We start from the raw sequence: 17,622 nt of genomic DNA, 5'->3' as shown, positions 1-17,622 counted from the left end.
GAAGAAGGGCAAAAACTACATGTGCAGCCAGCTCTTGAAGCCCTCCCCTACGACCTCCGACACGTCGGAGAGGATGACGAACGCCGTCGGGTCCACCGAGGCGATGAAGCGCTTGAGCGGAGGCACCTGACGGCGGGGAAGCACCACGAGCAGCATCTCCACCGACGCCCCGCGATAGGCGCCTCGGGCCGGAATCAGCGTCGCCGTACGTTCCAGCTCCGTCATGATGAAGTCCGCGATCTCTCCGTGCCGGGCGCTGATGACCAGCATCTGGGTGCGACGGTGGAAGGAGTGCACGACGTTGTCGATGACCAGGGTCTCGATGTAGAGCAGCAGGGCTCCGAGAAGCATCTGCTCCAGCGAGACCACCGCGAAGGAACAGAGGAGAATGGTGATGTTGATCGCGAAGGACATGGAGCCCACGTCCACGCCCCAGCGCTTCTTCGCCGCCATGACCACGATGTCCGTCCCTCCCGAGCAGGCGTCCACCCGGAACAGCATCCCGAAGCCCAGCCCCCCGACCACTCCGGCCAGGATGGCGGCAAGCATGACGTTGTCGATCGTCGGGTAATGGAAGTACTCGAAAAGGGGCACCATCAAACTGGTGAGCACAGTGACATAAAGGGTCCACAGGGCAAAACGGGTCGAAAGATCGCGCCAGCCCCAGAGGAGGAGGAGCGTATTCCCCACCGTGATGAACCAGGCCGGGGATATGCCCCAAAGGTAATTGGTGATCAGGGCGATGCCCGTGACGCCGGAGCCGGCAAACTTGTAGGGGAGCACCAGTGCGACGAGGGCAAAGCAAGTGAGGGCCGTGCCCACCGTCGTGCTCAGAAGGGTCCCCCACTCCTTCCGGAACCAACTCCAGCAATAGTCCCCAAGCCGTCTTATTCGCGCCCTCATCGACGCCACACGCTCCAAACCGGGTCAATCATTTCGCTCTCTCCTCGTCTCCTTCTGGCAAATCCTTCCGGACAAAAATCGGCCTCAGCCATCATACCACCCTCAAGGTCCCGACAAGAACCGAGGAGCTCCCCGCAGGCAACTCCTCGGCTCATGAGAAAACTTCGTCGAAAAACCGGAGTTATCCGCGGACGGGATTGAACTCCTCGTCCAGCAGCTTCCGGAAGGCCTCCAGATCCATGCTGCCGAGGTCGCCCCTGCTGCGCTCGCGGACCGCAACCACGCGCGTCTCCTTCTCCTTGTCCCCGACAACGATCATGTAGGGAACCTTTTGGAGCTGCGCGTCCCGGATGCGCTTGCCCAGCTTCTCGTCGCGCTCGTCGGTCTCGACCCTCAGGCCCCAGCCGCCGAACGTCTTCGCCAGCTCCCGAACGTAGTCCTGATGCTCCTCCGATATCGGGATGAGCTTGACCTGCACCGGGGCGATCCAGAACGGGAACGCGCCCGCAAAGTGCTCGATCAGGATGCCGAAGAAACGCTCCAGGCTGCCCAGGAGCGCCCGGTGCAGCATGACGGGCCGGTGCTCCTGACCGTCGGCCCCGACGTAGTGCATGTCGAACCGCTCCGGCATCTGGAAGTCCAGCTGGATGGTGCCGCACTGCCAGGTTCGGCCGATGCTGTCCTCCAGGTGGAAGTCGATCTTGGGCCCGTAAAAGGCGCCGTCCCCCTCGTTGAGACGATAGGGGGTGTTCGAGGCCTCCAGCGCCTCCTTGAGGGCCGACTCCGCGAGCTCCCACTGCTCCGGCTCGCCCATCGAGTTCTCGGGACGGGTCGACAGCTCCACCGCGTAGTCGAAGCCGAACACGTCCTTATAGATGAACCGGCACAGGTCGATGATGCCGATGACCTCCTCCTTCACCTGGTCGGGACGGCAGTAGAGGTGCGCGTCGTCCTGGGTGAAGCAGCGCACCCGCATCAGGCCGTGGAGCACCCCGCTGCGCTCGTGCCGGTGGACGATGCCCAGCTCCGCCATGCGGAGCGGCAGCTCGCGGTAGCTGCGCAGCTGCGTCTTGTAGACCAGGATGCCGCCGGGGCAGTTCATCGGCTTGACGGCAAAAGGCTTCTCGTCGATCTCGGTGAAGTACATGTTCTCCTTGTAGTGGTCCCAGTGCCCGGACTGGAGCCAGAGGGAACGGTCCAGGATCAGGGGTGTGCGAATCTCCGAGTAGCCGCGCCGCATGTGTTCCCTGCGCCAGAAGTCGATGAGGGTGTTCAGGATCGCCATGCCCTTGGGGTGGAAGAAGGGGAAGCCCGGCCCCTCGTCGTGGAGGCTGAACAGGTCCAGCTCGCGCCCCAGCTTGCGGTGGTCGCGCAGCTTGGCCTCCTCCAGACGCTTCAGGTGCTGTTTCAGATCGTCCGGCGTGGCGAAGGCCGTGCCGTAGACGCGGGTCAGCATCTTGTTCTTCTCGCTGCCCCGCCAGTAGGCCCCCGCCACGGAGAGCAGCTTGAAGTTGCGGTGCCAGGACGTATCGGGGACGTGGGGGCCCCGGCACAGGTCCACGTAGTCCCCCTGCCGGTAGAGCGACACGGACGGAACCTCCAGCTCCGAGATCAGCTCGACCTTGTACGGGTCGTTGCGGTCCCCGAAGAACTTCAGGGCCTCCTCCCGTCCCATCTCCACGCGCTCGACCTTCTCGGCGGCCCCGGCAAGCCGGCGCATCTCCGCCTCGATCGCGGGCAGGTCCTGCTCGGTGATCGAGCCGTCCGCGACGTCCACGTCGTAGTAAAAACCGTCCTTGATGCAGGGCCCTATCCCGAAATGCGTCCCGGGATAGAGGTTCTCGATGGCCTGGGCCATCAGGTGCGCGCAGGAGTGGCGCAGGATGTCGAGCCCCTCCTCGGACCCCGCCAGAACGGGCTCGATCGAGCCGCCGACCGAAACCTCGCGGCTCAAATCCAATAACTCCCCGTTCAGTTTTCCGGCCAGGGCCTTCTTCCCCAGGCCCAGTTCGGACAAGACCTCGGACACCATGACCGATCCCCGGTCGAGCTCACAGACCTTCCCGTTGTTACCCTCAAAACGCAACATACTGATCCCCCCAAAAATTGAAATGAAAAACGCCCACGCCGACTCCAAAACCATGGAGACGACGTGGGCGCATCGATGTCGCGGTTCCACTCCACTTCCGAGGTCCACGGGACCCCGGCACTTGAACCCGCTGTATGGGGCGGAACCCCTGCGTCTTATCCCGGAAGGAGACCTCCATGGCCTCGACGCCCGCTTGGAGGGGGTATTCTCCTCGTACTCGCGCGGCGGGACTTCCAGCCAAGGTCTCCGCCTCTCTGTATCGCGGTCTCCCGTGGCTCGGGGCCACGGGCGAGGGTACTCGTCCTCTTCATCGCGTTTCTCGTTCGTAACGCGTGAAATGCTACCACCAAAATCCCTTTCCGGCAAGGGGAGATGTGAAAAACAGATCGGCCGAACGGGGAAGCTTTATTTCATCCCGCGCAGCACCAGCTCCGCGATGAGGGCAGAGCCCATGAAGGTCCCTACGAAGACGAAAAGTCCCACCAGAACGATCCGCCAGCCCTGCGTCTTGAGCGCACCGATATCCTTGCCCACCGCAAGCCCCGCGTAGGCCAGAATCGGCGTGCAGAGCCCGATGAAACTGACCTTGGAGACCCAGGCGGTGAGCTGCTCCGCACCGGGGAAACCGGGGATCGTCACGAGACAGCCGAGGGTGACGATGTAGGCCACGGAGGGCAGCCCCTTCCACGGCATGATATGGGCGATCAGGACGCCACCGGCAACGATGCCGAGCAGAACAAGGATACCGGGGATGGAGGCCGTCAGCAACTCGGCCGCCGCAGACGCGCCCTGCGCGCCGAACACGGAGAAGCCCTTGGCTCCCACCCAGTTTCCGACCAAAACCTGAGCGGCGCAGATCAGGAGAAAAATCGCCATCTGACGATACGTCATATCAGTTCTCCTCCCTCCCGACGGAAGCCTTGCCGACGGGAACGCTCGGGGCGTCCTTGACCCCCAGAAGCCGAACCAGCCAGTTGGCGACCGGCAGGCTCAGGAACACGCACATGTAGACGCCGTCGAGCCCCGAGAACATGTTGCTCGCCGAGGCCAGGGCCAGCAGCTCGTCCTTGAGCGCGGGGTACATCGTCACCAGAGGGGTGACCGCGGCGGTCATCATGCTGGCGCTGCCCGTCCCCGTCGCCATGGCCAGGGCCTGGGGGCTGAAGAAAGGCATCGTCGACGCGACGAAGGAGGCAAGAAAACTGCAAAACAGCGCGCCAAAGATCGTCCCCGTGACGTAGACGCCCATGACGCCGCGGCCCTCCGGCGTATCGAGCCCGTATTTCTCGCCGATGATGGCGATGTTGGGCTCGCGTGCGTTGGAGAACGCCGCCCCGACCGCCTCGCGGCGCAGTCCCAGCAGAACCGCGAGGGGGATCCCCAGGAAAACCGTTCCGATGTTGCCGAACTCCTGAAGGATCAGGGCGGGACCGGACTGGACGACCTTCCAGAAATTGGGGCCGACCAAGGTTCCGTAGCGCGCCATCAGGAGGAAGAAGGAGACGCCCACGAGGGACGACGCCTCGAACATGTCGCTCTTCTTGAGGATCTTCAGGGAGGGAAGCCCGCAGAGAGCCCCCAGAACGAAGGCGTAGAGCAGGGGGATCAGGACCAGCATCCCCGGCCCGAGTTTGAAGGTCCGGACCCCCACCAGCTCCGCCAAAACCGTGAAGACAAGGACCAACAGGTGCAATTTCCAGTTGCGCAACGCTCTGTCGACGATATCCATGCCGTCAAGACACTTCCTTTGCCGAGAATGAAATGCAAGGGCACCACAAAGAATCCATTGCGCCCCAGGAGGGGCTCACTCATCTTCCCGTGCTGCCGAACCCTCCTTCTCCCCGGGGCGTGTCGTCGAGCTCCCCCGCCTCCTCCCAGGCGACCCGCGTAACGGGGGCGACAACCATCTGGGCGATGCGGTCCCCCGGCTCGACGACAAAGGGTTCGGAACCGAGGTTCATCAGGATCACGCCGATCTCCCCGCGGTAGTCCGCGTCGATCGTGCCCGGGCTGTTGGGAAGGGCAATCCCGTGCTTCAGGGCCAGCCCGCTGCGGGGCCGAATCTGAGCCTCATACCCCTCGGGCAGGGCAATTCGAAGGCCCGTCGGGATCAGGGCGCGCTCCCCGGGCTGAATCACGCGGCCCTCCGACGCCCGAAGATCCACCCCGGCCGAGGCCGGGGTGGCGTACTCGGGCAAGGGCAGAGACAAATCCTTCGCCCGCTCGGAGCGCGTCACCAAAACCTTCAGGACCGCGTCCGACATGTAAACTCAGCGGTCCCTCCGGGGGCGGTCCCCGCCGAAACGGCGCTCCCGTCCCCCTCGGTCGCGGTCACCGCGATCGCCGCCGTAGCTGGGCCGGTCGCCCCGGGGTGCGGAAGGTGCTTTGTCGGCGATGCTCGCGATCAGATTGTCGCGCTCGTGCTCCTCGGGCAGGGCCTCGGCCAGACCGGCCTCGCGCACCTTGTTCTCGTCGGCCAGGAGCCGCCGGCGGGTGAGGTTGACGCGGCCCATGTCGTCGATCTCCTTGACCATGACGAGCACCCGGTCGCCGGGCTTGAACACGTCCTCGACCTTGGGGACGCGGTGCGTGCTCATCTCGCTGAGGTGCAGCAGCCCCTCCTTGCCCGGCAGGCACTCCACGAAGGCGCCGAACGCCATCAGTCTCGTGACCGTACCCCAGTAGATCTCGCCGGCCTCCAGGTCCTTCGTCAGGGCCAGGACCATCGACCGGGCCTCGTCCACCTGCTCCTGAGTCGGTCCGGCGATGCTCACCTCGCCCGTGTCCTCCACGTTCATCTTGACCCCGGTCTTCTGGGTGATGCCGCGGATCGTCTTGCCGCCGGGGCCGATGACGTCCCGGATCTTCTCGGGGTCGATGTTGATCTTGAGGATACGCGGCGCGTTCGGCGAGAGGGAGTCCGGGACGGAAATGGCGGCCTCCATCCTGTCGAGGATCTCCATGCGGGCCTTCTTCGCCTGCGAGAGCGCGTTCTGCAGAATCTCCCGGGTGATGCCGCCCGCCTTGTTGTCCATCTGGAGGGCCGTGACCCCCAAACGCGTCCCGGCCACCTTGAAGTCCATGTCGCCGTAGTGGTCCTCGAGGCCCTGGATGTCCGTCAGTACACGAACCTTGTCCCCCTCCTTGATGAGGCCCATGGCGATTCCCGCCACGTGGCGACGCAGGGGCACGCCCGCGTGCATCATGGAGAGGCTCCCGCCGCAGACGCTGGCCTGGGAGCTCGAGCCGTTGGACTCCAGGATGTCGGACACGACCCGCACCACGTAGGGGAACTCCTCCTCCGTGGGGATGACGGGGCGCAGCGCGCGCTCCGCCAGGGCGCCGTGGCCGATCTCGCGCCGTCCGGGACCGCGCATCGGCCGCACCTCGCCAACGGAATAGGGCGGGAAGTTGTAGTGCAGGATGAAACGCTTGGCCGGCTCGTCCAGCTTTATGCCGTCCAGCACCTGGTCGTCCTCCCCCACCATGCCGAGCGTCGTCACGGCCAGCGCCTGGGTCTCCCCGCGCGTGAAGAGGGCCGAGCCATGGACCCTGGGCAGAATCCCCGTCTCGCAGAGGATGGGTCGCAACTCGTCCATCGCGCGGCCGTCGACACGGACGCCCTCGTCGACGATGATGGCGCGCATGATGTCCTTGACGCGGCCGTCGATGCAGGCGGCGATGTACTCCCCCTTGTCGGGGAACGTCTCGGCGAAGTGCTCCTTGGCCGCCTTCTTCACCTCGGCGATCTTCTCGTAACGCGGTTTCTTCTCGTGAATGCGTACGGCGGCGTCGATCTCACGATCCAGGTTCGCGCGGACCCAGCCGTCGATCTCGGGGATCCGCTCGGGAAGGGGAATCTGAATCTCGGGCTTGCCGATCTCCTCCTTCATCCGGCGGAAGAGGGCGATCAGCTTGCGAATTTCGGAATGGGCCAGGTCAAGGGCGTCGACCAGGATCTCCTCGGACACCTCGTGGGACCCGGACTCCACCATGGTGATGCCGTCGTCGTGTCCGGCGACGAGAAGCTCCAGGCGGGAATCGGCCATCTGAGCCTCCGAGGGATTGACGACCAGCTTGTCGTCGACGAGGCCGATGCGCACCGCCCCCACCGGTCCCCCCCAGGGAATGCCCGAGATGGACAGGGCGGCCGAGGCCGCGTTGATGCCCAGCACGTTGGGCGGATAGGCCTGGTCCATCGCCATGACCGTGCTCACCACGTGAACGTCGTTGCGCATGGCGTCGTCGAACAGCGAGCGGATGGAGCGGTCCGTGACGCGCGCGCTGAGGATGGCCGACTCGGAGGGACGCCCCTCGCGCTTGATGAACCCGCCGGGAATCTTGCCGGCCGAGTAGTAGCGCTCCTCGAAATCCACCAGCAGGGGGAAGAAATCTATGCCCGTGCGGGGCGTGTCGGTCACGCAGGCCGTCGTCAGAACGACCGTCTCCCCGTGAGAAGCCAGCACCGCACCGTTTGCCTGTTTGGCTACCTTGCCCGTCCGGAACACGAGCGGCTGCTCGCCGATCCGGACGGAATATTCCTTTTCCATGACGATGAATCCTCCTCATTTTTATCTTCCATACATGAGCGAGGATTAGAATAGCACAATACGAGCGTTGCTCCAAGGGAAAAGCCGATAAAAACGCAAACCGCAAAAAACGGCAAGGCCGGAACACTTCGCCCGCTCCGGCATTTCATGGGACGGCGCTCAGTCCCTCCCCGTCCCCCTCAGATGCTCGACGATCTTTCGGGCCAGAGCGGGGCCGAGCCCCGGGACGGTGCAGAGCTCCTCGGGCTCCAGGGTGGCGATGCGCCGGACGGAGCCGAACTTCACCAGGAGCTGCGCCGCACGCGCCTTGCCGATGCCGGGGACGTCCTCGAGCGCCGACCGGCGCAGCCTTCCCGCCCTCGCGCTGCGGTGCGTCGTGATGGCGTAGCGGTGGACCTCGTCGCGCAGGCGCTGGAGCAGCTGCAGGACGGGGTCGTCGAGCCCCAGGCGGACGGGATCGTGCGGACGGCCGGGCAAGTAGATCAGCTCCTCCCGCTCGGCCAGTGCGACGAGAGGAAGCTCCAGCTTCAGCTCCCCCAGGGCCTTCAGGGCGAACTCCAGCTGGATGGGGCCGCCGTCGATCAGGGCCAGCTGCGGCATGGGCTCCGACCGATCCAGGACGTGCCGGTAGCGGCGCAGCACCGTCTCCCGCATGGAGCTGAAGTCGTCGATCTCCCCGTCCGGCACGCTTTTGATCTTGAAGCGCCGGTACAGGGAGGGGTTGGGACGCCCCTGCTCGAAGACGACGCAGCACCCGTAGGTCTCGTGCCCGGACATGTGGGAGATGTCGAAGGCGTCCATCCGCCACGGGATGGTCCTGAGCCCGAAGAGCTCCTGCATCCGGGTGAGCACCTGCCAGGTCTCGCCGTCAAGGTCCTCCTGCAGCGCCGAGGAGACGCGCTGGCGCGAGATCTTCCACAGCGCGCGGATGGTGTCGCGATACCGCGCGGCCTCCTCGAAGGCCATTCGCTTCGCGGCCGCGTCCATCCTGCGCCGCAGCCGTTCGACCAGTTCCGCGGTGCTGCCCTGGAGCAGCAGAATGATGTCGTTCACCCGCTCGCGGTACTCCGACTCCGTGCAGAGCGCCGCGCAGGCCCCCATGGAACGCCCTAGGCTGTACTCCAGGCAGGGGCGCCGCTCCGGGTCGGGACGCACCTCGCCCCGGCAGACGCGCAGAGGGAAGTAGCGCTCCGCCAGCCGCAGCAGGGTCCGGATGTTCCCCGCACTGACGAAGGGACCCAGGTAGACGGAGCCGTCGTCGTCCTTTCGGCGCGTGATCTCCAGGCGAGGGAAGGTCTCGTTCGTGATGCGGATGTAGGGGTAGCGGTCGCTCATCTTGAGGTCGACGTTGAAGAAGGGCGAGTAGCGGCGGATCAGCTTGGCCTCGACGATAAGGGCCTCCGCCTCGCTCTCGGTGCGGATCACGGAGATGTCCCGCACGAGGGAGACCAGCTTGCGCAGGCGCGGCGAGGCGAAGCCCGAGTGCCGGAAGTACGACGACACGCGGCGGCGGAGCCTGATGGCCTTGCCCACGTAGAGCACGGTCCCCTCGGCGTCCCGCATGATGTAGACGCCCGGCTTCTCGGGAAGGCCCTTCAGTAGGGCGGCAATGTGGGGAGAGGTCAAAGCGCTCCCCTCCCGGCCGCATCCACGGCAGTCGGGCATGCGGCCGCCCGCGTTTCGTCGTTTTTTGCCCCGAAGGGTTCGGGGAATAGGAAATCGAACATGTCCAAAGTTTATCCCGCCCCAGCAGCCCCGTCACGAGGCGGACTGCGCAAAACCGAGACTCCTCCGTGCCCCCCTGCCCCTCGGACAAAGGATCCCATGGGTCAATGCTGCATCGCGTTGAAGAAACGGGTGATCTGCCTTCGAAACACCAAATGTACGATGTCCGTAGGACCGTTGCGGTTCTTGGCCAGGCTCAGGAAGGCCTCGCTGTCCAAGTCGGGCTTGGACTCCTCGTAGTAGTCCGGCCTGTAGAGGAACATGACGGTATCCGCGTCCTGCTCGATGGCGCCGGAGTCCCGGAGGTCCGACAGCATGGGCTTCTTGTCCGGCCGTTTCTCCGTCTCGCGCGAGAGCTGCGAGAGGGCGAGCACGGGACAGTCCAGCTCGCGCGCCACCCCCTTGAGCATCCTCGAGATCTCCGCGACCTCCTGCTGCCGATTGTCCGTCTGTCGGCCGCCAAAGCTCATGAGCTGAAGGTAATCCACGACGATCAGCCCCAGGCTCTCGTGCCGGGCCTTGAAGCGCCTGCATCGGGCGCGGAAGTCCATGGTCGTCAGCATGGAGCTGTCGTCGATGAAGATGGGCCTCCGCGTCAGGATCCCGGCTGCGTTCTGCAGCTCGTCCCAATCGCTCTTGCCCATGGTCCCCGTGTTCATGGCCTGGATGTCCACCTGCGCCTGCGAGCCCAGCATACGCTGCACCAGCTGCTCGGCGGACATCTCCAGGCTGAAGATCAGGACGGCCGCGTTGCGCCCGCCGCCCCCGAACTGCGCGATGTTGAGGGCAAACGCCGTCTTTCCCATGGAGGGCCGGGCGGCGATGATGTTCAGGCTTCCGGGCTGAAAACCGCCCGTCAGCCGGTCCAGGTCCGTAAAGCCCGAGTCGAACCCGCTGACGTCCGAGCCGCTCTGCTGGTAGCGCTGCTCGATCTTCTGGAAGGTGCTCCCCAGGATGTCCCGGACGGGCCGGAAATCCACCCGGTTGTTGTTCTGGGAGACCTCGAAGACGGCGCGCTCCGCCTCGTCCATGATCATGGCGCTCTCCAGATCGCTGGAGTACCCCAGGCTGACGATCTTGCTCCCGGCCTCGATGAGCCGTCGCTTGACCGATTTTTCCCGGACGATATCGGCGTGATAGCCGACGTTGGCCGTGGTGGGCACCTCGGCGACGAGGGAGGCGAAGAAGGGCTGCCCCCCCAGCTTCTCGAACACGCCCCGCTTGAGCAGCTCCTCCCCGAAGGTCACGAGGTCCACCGGGCGATTGGCAGCGTACATGCCGCTCATCACCTCGAAGGCCGTCCTGTGGTTCAGGTCGTAAAAATCCTCGGCCCTCAGGGTCTCAAGAGCGATACCCAGCGCCTCGTGTTCCAGGAGACAAGCCCCCAGAACGGCACGTTCGGCCCCCAGGTTCTGGGGGGGCACGCGATCATAGAGCTGCATGACAGGGTGCAATCCCCTTCCTCTTGTTGGTTTCTACGCTTCTCCCGCCGCGGGTCAGGCGCCACGGACCGCCACGGACAGGACCATCTCCGCGACCACCCCGGGGTACAGCTTCAGGGTAAAGGGATGGTTGCCGGGCTGTTTCACGGCATCGGCCGTCTTGATGTCGCGCTTGTCCACCTTGAGGCCGTGCTGAGCTTCAAGGGCCTCGGCGATCTGCGCGGCGGTCACGCTCCCGAAGAGCTTCCCGTTCTCCCCCGCAGTGGCCTCGATACGGACGGTCTTGCCCTGAATCGCCTGACGGGCCTGCTCCGCCTCCTGGCGCAGCCTTTCCTCCTTCGCCTTCTGGTGCTTCTGACGCTCCTTCAGGTCCGCGACCTTCCCCGCCGTGGCCTCCTCGGCCAGCCCGCGGGGGAACAGGAAGTTCCGGGCGTACCCGTCGCTGACGGTCAGCAGCTCGCCCGCACGGCCTATTTTGTTCACATCCGCCTTCAAAATAACTTGCATCGGACGACTCCCCTTTCCATTTCCAGGAAAACCTCAACCGCGCCCCGATCCGCTCGTTCCTCTTCCGCGGCGTCTCAGGTCGAAAATCATGTCCCCCATGCCCAGGAAGACCAGCCAAAGCCACACAAACGGCACGACGAGAAGAACCAGGACGGCAAAGCGCCCCAAAAGCCCCACCCGGCGGCGCAGCAGCCACCACCAAAGCAACGACAGCCCCTGCACGAAAAAAAAGACGTTCAGCACGAGCTTCAAATTCATCGCGAACATCGCCCCCGCCGTCCAGTCCGTGATGGCCAGCTCCATAAAAAAGGCCAGGAACATCGCCGGAAGCAACGTTCTGGAAAACCGCCATTCCGGAAAGGGAGGAAGGGCGGGGGGCGCGCTCGCCCGTCCTCTCTGGAAGAACTCGCCCAGCCTGTAGTTGAGAAAGGCGTCCAGGGCCGAGGAGAGCAACAGAAGGGAGGGCATCATGTAGGGGAAAAGCGCCATCATCCCTTCGACGGCCTCCCTGAGGGCCTGGAGCTGGTCCCCCTCCAAAGCCACCTCGTCGTAGAGGTGGGAGAAAATCTGACGGAGCTGCTCGGGGTCCGGCATAAGAGGATTGCGTCCCGTCAGGGCAAGAAAGACCCCAAGGAGCACCAATTTCGAGGCAATCGAGACCATGGAGCAGAGAAGCAGGGACTCCCCCCCGCTGCGCCCTCTCCGCGGGGCAAGCGAGAGTGCGAAGGAGAGCGGCCCCTGACTCACCAGGAAATAAAAAGCCGACAGGGGATCGAAAAGCAACAGGACGGCGCCCGCCGCCAGGGCCGTTCCCACCGTCTGCCGGCGAAGCCCCTGCCTCATGCCGAGGAGCGCCAGGGGCAGAGGCGTCATCAGCAGCCCCCAGAACCCCAGGATGGGCAGGAAAGTGCCCGAGGAGAAGAGCAAAACAGCGAGGGCGGCGAAGAGGAGCACCCGGATGAAGGAGGCTCCGGTATCGTTTGGGGACAGTTTTTCGGGTTCCGCCATGATTCCTCCCGGTCAGACAAAAAGGGAGAGGCCCTGAGCGGCTTCTCCCCTGGCATTTGCGACTGTTCGCAACACCCGCACGGCCCGGCGTCCCCACGATGGGGGACAAAAAACGTACGGGGCGCAAAGAGCGACAATCAGTCCAGCGTATAGGGCAGCAAAGCCATATAACGGGCTCTCTTGATAGCCTCCGTCAAAAGCCGCTGATGCTTGGCGCAGTTGCCGGTTACGCGGCGGGGAATGATCTTCCCGCGCTCGCTGATGTACTTGCGCAGTTTCTCGACATCCTTGTAATCGACCTTCTCCTGCTTCTCCACGCAATAGAAACAAAACTTCGGGCGGCGCCTGGGGCCTCCCCTGCGCATACCCCCGCGAGGTCTTTCGGTGGCCGTGGGAGCCGGTCTGTTCTCTCCGCTCACTGTCAAATCCTCCTTACTCCAGGGCCGCTTCGGTTTCCTCACCGAATCGAAGCCCACCAAAACAAAGGACCGATTTTCCCCTAAAAGGGGATTTCGGCCTCCGAATCCTTATCGTCCCTCTCCATCTCGGAAAAATCCATCGGAAAGTCGTCGCTGAAGCCCTTTTCGTGGATGCTCTTCCCAAAATCCCCGTCGTCGGAAAATCCATGCGCGGGCCTCGAGGACTGAGCGCTGAAGGCGTCCTCATCCGAGCTCTTACGGCCTCCCACGAAGATGACCTCGGTGGCCTCGACCTCGGTGGTGTACTTCTTTCCGGATCCGTCACGGGCCTCGTAACTGCGCACCCGCAACCTTCCCTCCACCATGACGCCGCTTCCCTTCTTCAGGTAACGGCCGCAACGGTCCGCCAGGGGCCCCCAAGCGACCACGGGAATGAAATCCGCGGCATCCTGGTACTCCCCGTTCTTGTTTTTCCAACTGTAGCCGACGGCAACGGTAAACCTCGCCCACGCCCGTTTCTCGACCGTGTAACGGACCTCGGGATCGCGGGCCAGGTTTCCCATCAGGACGACCTTATTGAACCCTCTCGCCATCGCTCCGCCCTCAACTAGTCATCCAGCAGGATGATCATCTGGCGGTAGATGTTCGGACGCAATCCCAGCACGCGCTTGAGCTCGAACGTCTGAGCGGGCTCGAGATCGAAGGTGAAGAGCACATAAACGCCCTCGGCCTTCTTCTGGATGGGATAGGCAAGACGCTTCTTGCCCCATACATCCGTCTGGGTCACCTCTCCTCCCAGACTGCGTACGACCTCTTGAATCTTTTCGACCTCCTCCTTGGGCTCCTCGATCTCGGCGCTCAGGATGGTCAGCATCTCGTAATGTCGCACGTCTTTCACCTCCTCCCCTTGGTCTGATGGCCTCTTTTCGACGAAAGAGGCAGGGCCATATAAACTTGGGAATTATACCGCGGAAGCAGCCAAAGGGCAAGGATCGTTCCGGGCCGATCCTATCCGGAAAACTCAGGGCACGCCCCCCGGCCCGGCGTCGTCGCTCCGGATAAGGATGACGCGCTCGTTGGGAAAAACGAGGTTGTAGTGTTCCCGGGCCATGTGCTCGATGCCCTCCTGGGAGCTGTAAAAAACCACCTTCTCCCGGTAATCCCGCACGCTCTCCTGTTTTTGCCGAAGAAGCGCCTCCCGCTCCTCGACCGCAGCTTTGAGCTGGGCAATCCTGCGGGCCTCGAAAAAATAGTGCGTTCCAATAATAAAAAGGACGAGGAGGACGAACGCTGCAACGACGATCCGCCTCAGGGGAGGCATGTCACATCCGCTCGGGGGCGCTCACGCCCAGAAGGCCCAGGCAGGTATGCAAAACGACGCGCACGGCCTCCGCTACCCTCAGACGGCCGAGCTCCACATCCTCGGGCTCACCCAGAATCCGGTTGGTGTTGTAGAAGGAATGGAAGGCGCCGGCGAGCAGCCCCGCATAACCCGTCAGCATCTGTGGGGCCAGATCCCGCGACGCGTTCTCCACCTCCCTCGGGAAAAGCGCCAGACAGTCCGCCAAGGCGCGCGCCGCTCCGTCCTCGAACAGCTCCTCCGGTACGGAGGCCCCCTTCGCGCGGAGCCGGTCCGCCCTGCCGCCCCGAGCCTCCCACTCCCGGACGATGCTGCAGATCCGGGCATGGGCGTACTGCACGTAATAGACGGGATTGTCGCTGCTCTGCCTCTTGGCGAGATCCAGGTCGAAATCCAGCTGACTGTCGCTCCGGCGCATCAGGAAGAAGAAGCGTGTCGCGTCGACGCCGACCTCCTCCAGGACCTCCTTGAGTGTGACGAACTCCCCCGAGCGGGTCGACATCGCCACGGGCTGACCGTCCCGCATCAGGTTGACCAGCTGGATCAGCAGCACGTCGAGGTCATCGGGGCTTTTGCCGATCGCCCCCACCCCCGCCTTGATCCTCGGAATGTAGCCGTGATGATCCGCCCCCCACACGTCGATGACCCGATCGAACCCCCGGGTCACGAATTTGTCGCGATGGTAGGCGATGTCCGACGCGAAATAGGTGGGAGCCCCATTGTTTCGGATCAGAACGCGATCCTTGTCGTCCTCGAAATCCGTCGTCTTGAACCAGAGGGCCCCCTCCGACTCGAAGGCGTAGTCGCGCTTTTTAAGGTCCTCCATCGCCAGGCGCACCAAGTCCCGCTCATAGAGGGAGGCCTCGGAGAACCAGACGTCGAAGCTCACCCCGAAGTTCCGCAGATCCTCCTCGATCTGGCCGAGGATCACCCCACCCGCATATCGCTTGAACCAGGGCAGGCTGTCCGCGGGAGTCTCCGCAAGGAACCGCTCTCCCTCCGAATCGAGAACCGCCCGGGCCAGATCGACGATGTACGCCCCCCGGTAGCCGTTCTCAGGGAAGGGGACCGTCTCGGGGCGTCCCAGAAGCTCGAAGTATCGGGCCTGTGTGGACCGTCCCAGCATCTCCATCTGAAGTCCCGCATCGTTGATATAGTATTCCCTCTCGACGTTCCAGCCCGTGAAGGCGAGGATATTGGCGACGACATCCCCTACGGCGGCGCCGCGCCCGTGGCCGATGTGCAGGGGACCCGTCGGATTGGCGCTGACGAACTCCACCTGGACCCTGCGCCCCTCCCCCAGATCCAGCGCTCCGTAGCGCTCCCCACGCGAGAGGACCTCCTCGGCAACGGCGGCAAACCACTTCCTGGACAGGAAAAAGTTGACGAATCCCGGCCCGGCGACCTCCAGCCTCTCGATAAACCCGCTTTCGTCCTCCTGAAGACGTTCGACGATCCGGCCCGCGAGCTCCCGCGGAGCGACGCCGAAGACCTTGGCCAGCTGCATGGCGGCACTGGCGGCCCGGTCGCCCTGTCCCTCGTGCCTGGGGCGCTCCAGCTCGAACGCCATCCCCTCCGGGACGTTCTTCCCCATCTTCTCCGCGACGGAGCGGACCGCCCGAACGAGGGCCTCCTTCGGATAGGAAACGGCCGAAGTCCTCAACACATTGTCCGACATTCCCAAACAACCTCCCCAAACATAGAGCGTCTCGCCCTCCCGAGCCCAGCCGAAGGACTCTTCCCTACTTCCCGTTCCTCATCTGAACGGGAACGGGCCGAGTCGAAAAGTTTCTCCAAAACTCGACCGCCGCCTTCAATGCGGATGCATCGTCCTCGGCCATCCTCGTCGCCGAGACCTGAATCCGGGCCTCCGCCGTAAGTTTCTTCAATTTCGTCAGTTTGCAACTGTCGCTGTAGTGGACCTTTCTGGAGGCCCGTTCGGAATCGGCGGACAGGATCACCTTCGCTGTCCCTTGAGGCAACAGAAGGGTCAGCCGCTGCTCCAGGAGAAACGGAAAGGCCAGATCGAAGGGAACGGGGCCATCCGTCAGGGAGGTCAGTGCCTCGGGCACAAAGGCCGGGGGAATCGCCAACAGGTTTTTGCCCTGCATCCCCAGAATGCCCGACATCCCGCCGAGTTCGAAGGAGAGCTCGGTCTCCCCCCTGGATTCCCGGAATCGAAGATCCCGGTACCCCTTGATATTGGGAAACAGAAGGGAAAGAGGATGCCTCAGGTGGACCTCTCCAGCCCCTTCGTCGCGAAACAGCATGGAGCGCCAAGTCCCGCGCGCCTGGAGACGCACCCTGCCGCTCAGGGCGCCATCGGGGGCCAGCCTGAGATCGAGCAGCGCACGCAGGCGGTTTTCGGCCGCCTTCGACTCGGGGATTTTTCGACTCGCCATTCGTCCGTCCTCGGCCGCCCGGAAAACCCTCTCCCCCATCAGCAGGGGGGAGGTCCGTCCGATTCTGGGGGCATCCTCCATATCGCAGAAAAAGCTTTCCTTGAACTTGGAACCCTTGAAAGGGGGGATCTCCAAAACCGCTTCCCTCAGCAGCCCGGGAGAAACGGGGGTGTCGCCGTCGGGCTCGAAGGGCAGCCTCCAATGCAGGAGCGGGCTCAGGCCCCGCTCACGAAGCCATGCGTGAGCCAGCAGCAGCTTCTCCTCCCGCGTCCACGGCCCCTCCGAGGGCAGATCCCGAAGGCCCTCCGAGGGCAAGACGGCCTCGGGTTGTCCATAAAGCCAGGAGAGCAGAGCGGACGTTCCTGCCTCCGTCCCCTTTCGGAAGCCCTCGAGAGCCGCGGGCGGAGCCGACGGAACGGCCGCGGAGGCCCTGTGCCGCATCATCCTGGCTACAGCCTCCGCCCCATGACGCATACCGAAGGCCACCCCGCCTCCGGAGACGGCGCGCAGCCGTCCCGAAAGCGAGGAGGGCGTGTTCAGGGCGCGCCAGACGTACCGTGAACCTCCCGCGTCCTTCCGGACCTCGGGACGAACATCCGGAAGGGAACGATGAAAGAAGGGACGCCCGTCGGGAACCACGACTTCCACGACGGACTCCCACAGGGGGAGATCTTCCCGAGTCCGGACCATGTCCTCCAAGGAGAGTCCCGAAGGAAGCTCGTCCTGCCAGGACAGGACCAGGACGAAGGGCTCCGGAAGTTCGCCGAAGCGAACGGAGTGCATCGTAACACCGCCCTGGACCCGCTCGATCGGAGCCACATCCGCGACCTTACGCCCGGAGTCGAAGGCGTGGACACTCGCCTCCAGCATCCTGGTGGTTCCTCCCGGGGGCTCGGGGATCTCCCAGTTCAGCCATCGCGGATCCAGCCCGCTGCGGCCCAGCAGCACCCAGAGGTGAGTCCGCAGCAGGCCTCCGGCCGAGGCCGGTTCATAGGCTATCCGCTTGAGCCAGACGATGCCCCGAGCGTCGGGATAGGTCGAAAAATCGGGATTCACCCGCCGCATCTGCGGGAGGTCGTACCCGGGCGCCTCCGCCCCAACCACCGTTGGAAGCAGGAGAAGAATGCCGAGCACCGCCCCGGAGAAAAAGAGCCTTCTCGAAAAAAGCTTCATTCCCAGACTCATCCGCAACTCTCTCCCTTCGATGGCGGCGAGGT

The 17,622-nt window shown here is 64.1% G+C and carries 16 protein-coding genes; all 16 read right to left on the bottom strand.

From position 1 onward, the window contains the following. Window positions 1-15: 15 nt before the first annotated feature. Window positions 16-903 (bottom strand): YitT family protein, encoded by an 888-nt coding sequence (locus EII26_RS05780; RefSeq protein WP_124888196.1) that lies wholly within the window; start codon window positions 901-903, stop codon window positions 16-18. A gap of 181 nt (window positions 904-1,084) precedes the next feature. Continuing rightward, entirely contained in the window at window positions 1,085-2,992 is a 1,908-nt protein-coding gene (gene thrS / locus EII26_RS05775; RefSeq protein WP_124888195.1) for a threonine--tRNA ligase, read from the bottom strand. A 405-nt stretch (window positions 2,993-3,397) separates the two neighbouring features. Next, window positions 3,398-3,883 carry a DUF340 domain-containing protein gene (locus EII26_RS05770; protein WP_124888194.1) on the bottom strand — a complete coding sequence of 162 codons (486 nt, stop codon included), beginning with the start codon at window positions 3,881-3,883 and terminating at the stop codon, window positions 3,398-3,400. A 1-nt stretch (window position 3,884) separates the two neighbouring features. Next, window positions 3,885-4,721, bottom strand: coding sequence for a DUF3100 domain-containing protein (locus EII26_RS05765; RefSeq protein WP_124888193.1), 837 nt, complete (start codon window positions 4,719-4,721; stop codon window positions 3,885-3,887). A gap of 79 nt (window positions 4,722-4,800) precedes the next feature. Continuing rightward, complete coding sequence (gene dut, locus EII26_RS05760) at window positions 4,801-5,256, bottom strand: dUTP diphosphatase (protein WP_124888192.1); 456 nt, start codon at window positions 5,254-5,256, stop codon at window positions 4,801-4,803. 6 nt (window positions 5,257-5,262) lie between these two features. Continuing rightward, on the bottom strand, window positions 5,263-7,542 hold the full coding sequence (locus EII26_RS05755) for a polyribonucleotide nucleotidyltransferase (RefSeq protein WP_124888191.1): 2,280 nt from the start codon (window positions 7,540-7,542) through the stop codon (window positions 5,263-5,265). Between the two features lie 159 nt (window positions 7,543-7,701). Further along, complete coding sequence (locus tag EII26_RS05750; RefSeq protein WP_255415934.1) at window positions 7,702-9,168, bottom strand: excinuclease ABC subunit UvrC; 1,467 nt, start codon at window positions 9,166-9,168, stop codon at window positions 7,702-7,704. Window positions 9,169-9,371: 203 nt separating this feature from the next. Continuing rightward, window positions 9,372-10,709, bottom strand: coding sequence for a replicative DNA helicase (gene dnaB / locus EII26_RS05745; RefSeq protein ID WP_124888189.1), 1,338 nt, complete (start codon window positions 10,707-10,709; stop codon window positions 9,372-9,374). A 54-nt stretch (window positions 10,710-10,763) separates the two neighbouring features. Continuing rightward, on the bottom strand, window positions 10,764-11,216 hold the full coding sequence (gene rplI, locus EII26_RS05740) for a 50S ribosomal protein L9 (RefSeq protein ID WP_124888188.1): 453 nt from the start codon (window positions 11,214-11,216) through the stop codon (window positions 10,764-10,766). Between the two features lie 33 nt (window positions 11,217-11,249). Then, window positions 11,250-12,224 carry a DUF2232 domain-containing protein gene (locus EII26_RS05735; RefSeq protein WP_124888187.1) on the bottom strand — a complete coding sequence of 325 codons (975 nt, stop codon included), beginning with the start codon at window positions 12,222-12,224 and terminating at the stop codon, window positions 11,250-11,252. A 137-nt stretch (window positions 12,225-12,361) separates the two neighbouring features. Further along, window positions 12,362-12,589 (bottom strand): 30S ribosomal protein S18, encoded by a 228-nt coding sequence (gene rpsR / locus EII26_RS05730; RefSeq protein ID WP_124888202.1) that lies wholly within the window; start codon window positions 12,587-12,589, stop codon window positions 12,362-12,364. 134 nt (window positions 12,590-12,723) lie between these two features. Next, window positions 12,724-13,236: a single-stranded DNA-binding protein gene (locus EII26_RS05725; RefSeq protein WP_124888186.1), complete on the bottom strand. Its 513-nt coding sequence runs from the start codon at window positions 13,234-13,236 to the stop codon at window positions 12,724-12,726. Between the two features lie 14 nt (window positions 13,237-13,250). Then, the gene (gene rpsF / locus EII26_RS05720) at window positions 13,251-13,532 is read right to left on the bottom strand and encodes a 30S ribosomal protein S6 (RefSeq protein ID WP_124888185.1); all 282 of its coding nucleotides are present in this window, start codon (window positions 13,530-13,532) and stop codon (window positions 13,251-13,253) included. 132 nt (window positions 13,533-13,664) lie between these two features. Then, complete coding sequence (locus tag EII26_RS05715; RefSeq protein ID WP_124888184.1) at window positions 13,665-13,964, bottom strand: FtsB family cell division protein; 300 nt, start codon at window positions 13,962-13,964, stop codon at window positions 13,665-13,667. 1 nt (window position 13,965) lies between these two features. Then, window positions 13,966-15,681: an arginine--tRNA ligase gene (gene argS / locus EII26_RS05710; protein ID WP_124888183.1), complete on the bottom strand. Its 1,716-nt coding sequence runs from the start codon at window positions 15,679-15,681 to the stop codon at window positions 13,966-13,968. 64 nt (window positions 15,682-15,745) lie between these two features. Then, window positions 15,746-17,578: a hypothetical protein gene (locus EII26_RS05705; RefSeq protein WP_124888182.1), complete on the bottom strand. Its 1,833-nt coding sequence runs from the start codon at window positions 17,576-17,578 to the stop codon at window positions 15,746-15,748. Window positions 17,579-17,622: the final 44 nt, after the last annotated feature.

Origin of the sequence: Fretibacterium sp. OH1220_COT-178 (assembly GCF_003860125.1) — a bacterium.
Taxonomy (GTDB): domain Bacteria; phylum Synergistota; class Synergistia; order Synergistales; family Aminobacteriaceae; genus CAJPSE01.
This window is presented reverse-complemented; position numbering and strand designations above follow the sequence as displayed.

Bases quoted from the DNA above. Each gene is read 5' to 3' on its own strand.
- argS (WP_124888183.1), bottom strand. From the start codon at position 15,681: ATGTCGGACAATGTGTTGAGGACTTCGGCCGTTTCCTATCCGAAGGAG.
- EII26_RS05765 (WP_124888193.1), bottom strand. From the start codon at position 4,721: ATGGATATCGTCGACAGAGCGTTGCGCAACTGGAAATTGCACCTGTTG.
- EII26_RS05770 (WP_124888194.1), bottom strand. From the start codon at position 3,883: ATGACGTATCGTCAGATGGCGATTTTTCTCCTGATCTGCGCCGCTCAG.
- EII26_RS05755 (WP_124888191.1), bottom strand. From the start codon at position 7,542: ATGGAAAAGGAATATTCCGTCCGGATCGGCGAGCAGCCGCTCGTGTTC.
- EII26_RS05725 (WP_124888186.1), bottom strand. From the start codon at position 13,236: ATGGCGAGAGGGTTCAATAAGGTCGTCCTGATGGGAAACCTGGCCCGC.
- dut (WP_124888192.1), bottom strand. From the start codon at position 5,256: ATGTCGGACGCGGTCCTGAAGGTTTTGGTGACGCGCTCCGAGCGGGCG.
- dnaB (WP_124888189.1), bottom strand. From the start codon at position 10,709: ATGCAGCTCTATGATCGCGTGCCCCCCCAGAACCTGGGGGCCGAACGT.
- EII26_RS05735 (WP_124888187.1), bottom strand. From the start codon at position 12,224: ATGGCGGAACCCGAAAAACTGTCCCCAAACGATACCGGAGCCTCCTTC.
- EII26_RS05780 (WP_124888196.1), bottom strand. From the start codon at position 903: ATGAGGGCGCGAATAAGACGGCTTGGGGACTATTGCTGGAGTTGGTTC.
- thrS (WP_124888195.1), bottom strand. From the start codon at position 2,992: ATGTTGCGTTTTGAGGGTAACAACGGGAAGGTCTGTGAGCTCGACCGG.
- rplI (WP_124888188.1), bottom strand. From the start codon at position 11,216: ATGCAAGTTATTTTGAAGGCGGATGTGAACAAAATAGGCCGTGCGGGC.
- EII26_RS05705 (WP_124888182.1), bottom strand. From the start codon at position 17,578: ATGAAGCTTTTTTCGAGAAGGCTCTTTTTCTCCGGGGCGGTGCTCGGC.
- rpsR (WP_124888202.1), bottom strand. From the start codon at position 12,589: ATGCGCAGGGGAGGCCCCAGGCGCCGCCCGAAGTTTTGTTTCTATTGC.
- EII26_RS05715 (WP_124888184.1), bottom strand. From the start codon at position 13,964: ATGCCTCCCCTGAGGCGGATCGTCGTTGCAGCGTTCGTCCTCCTCGTC.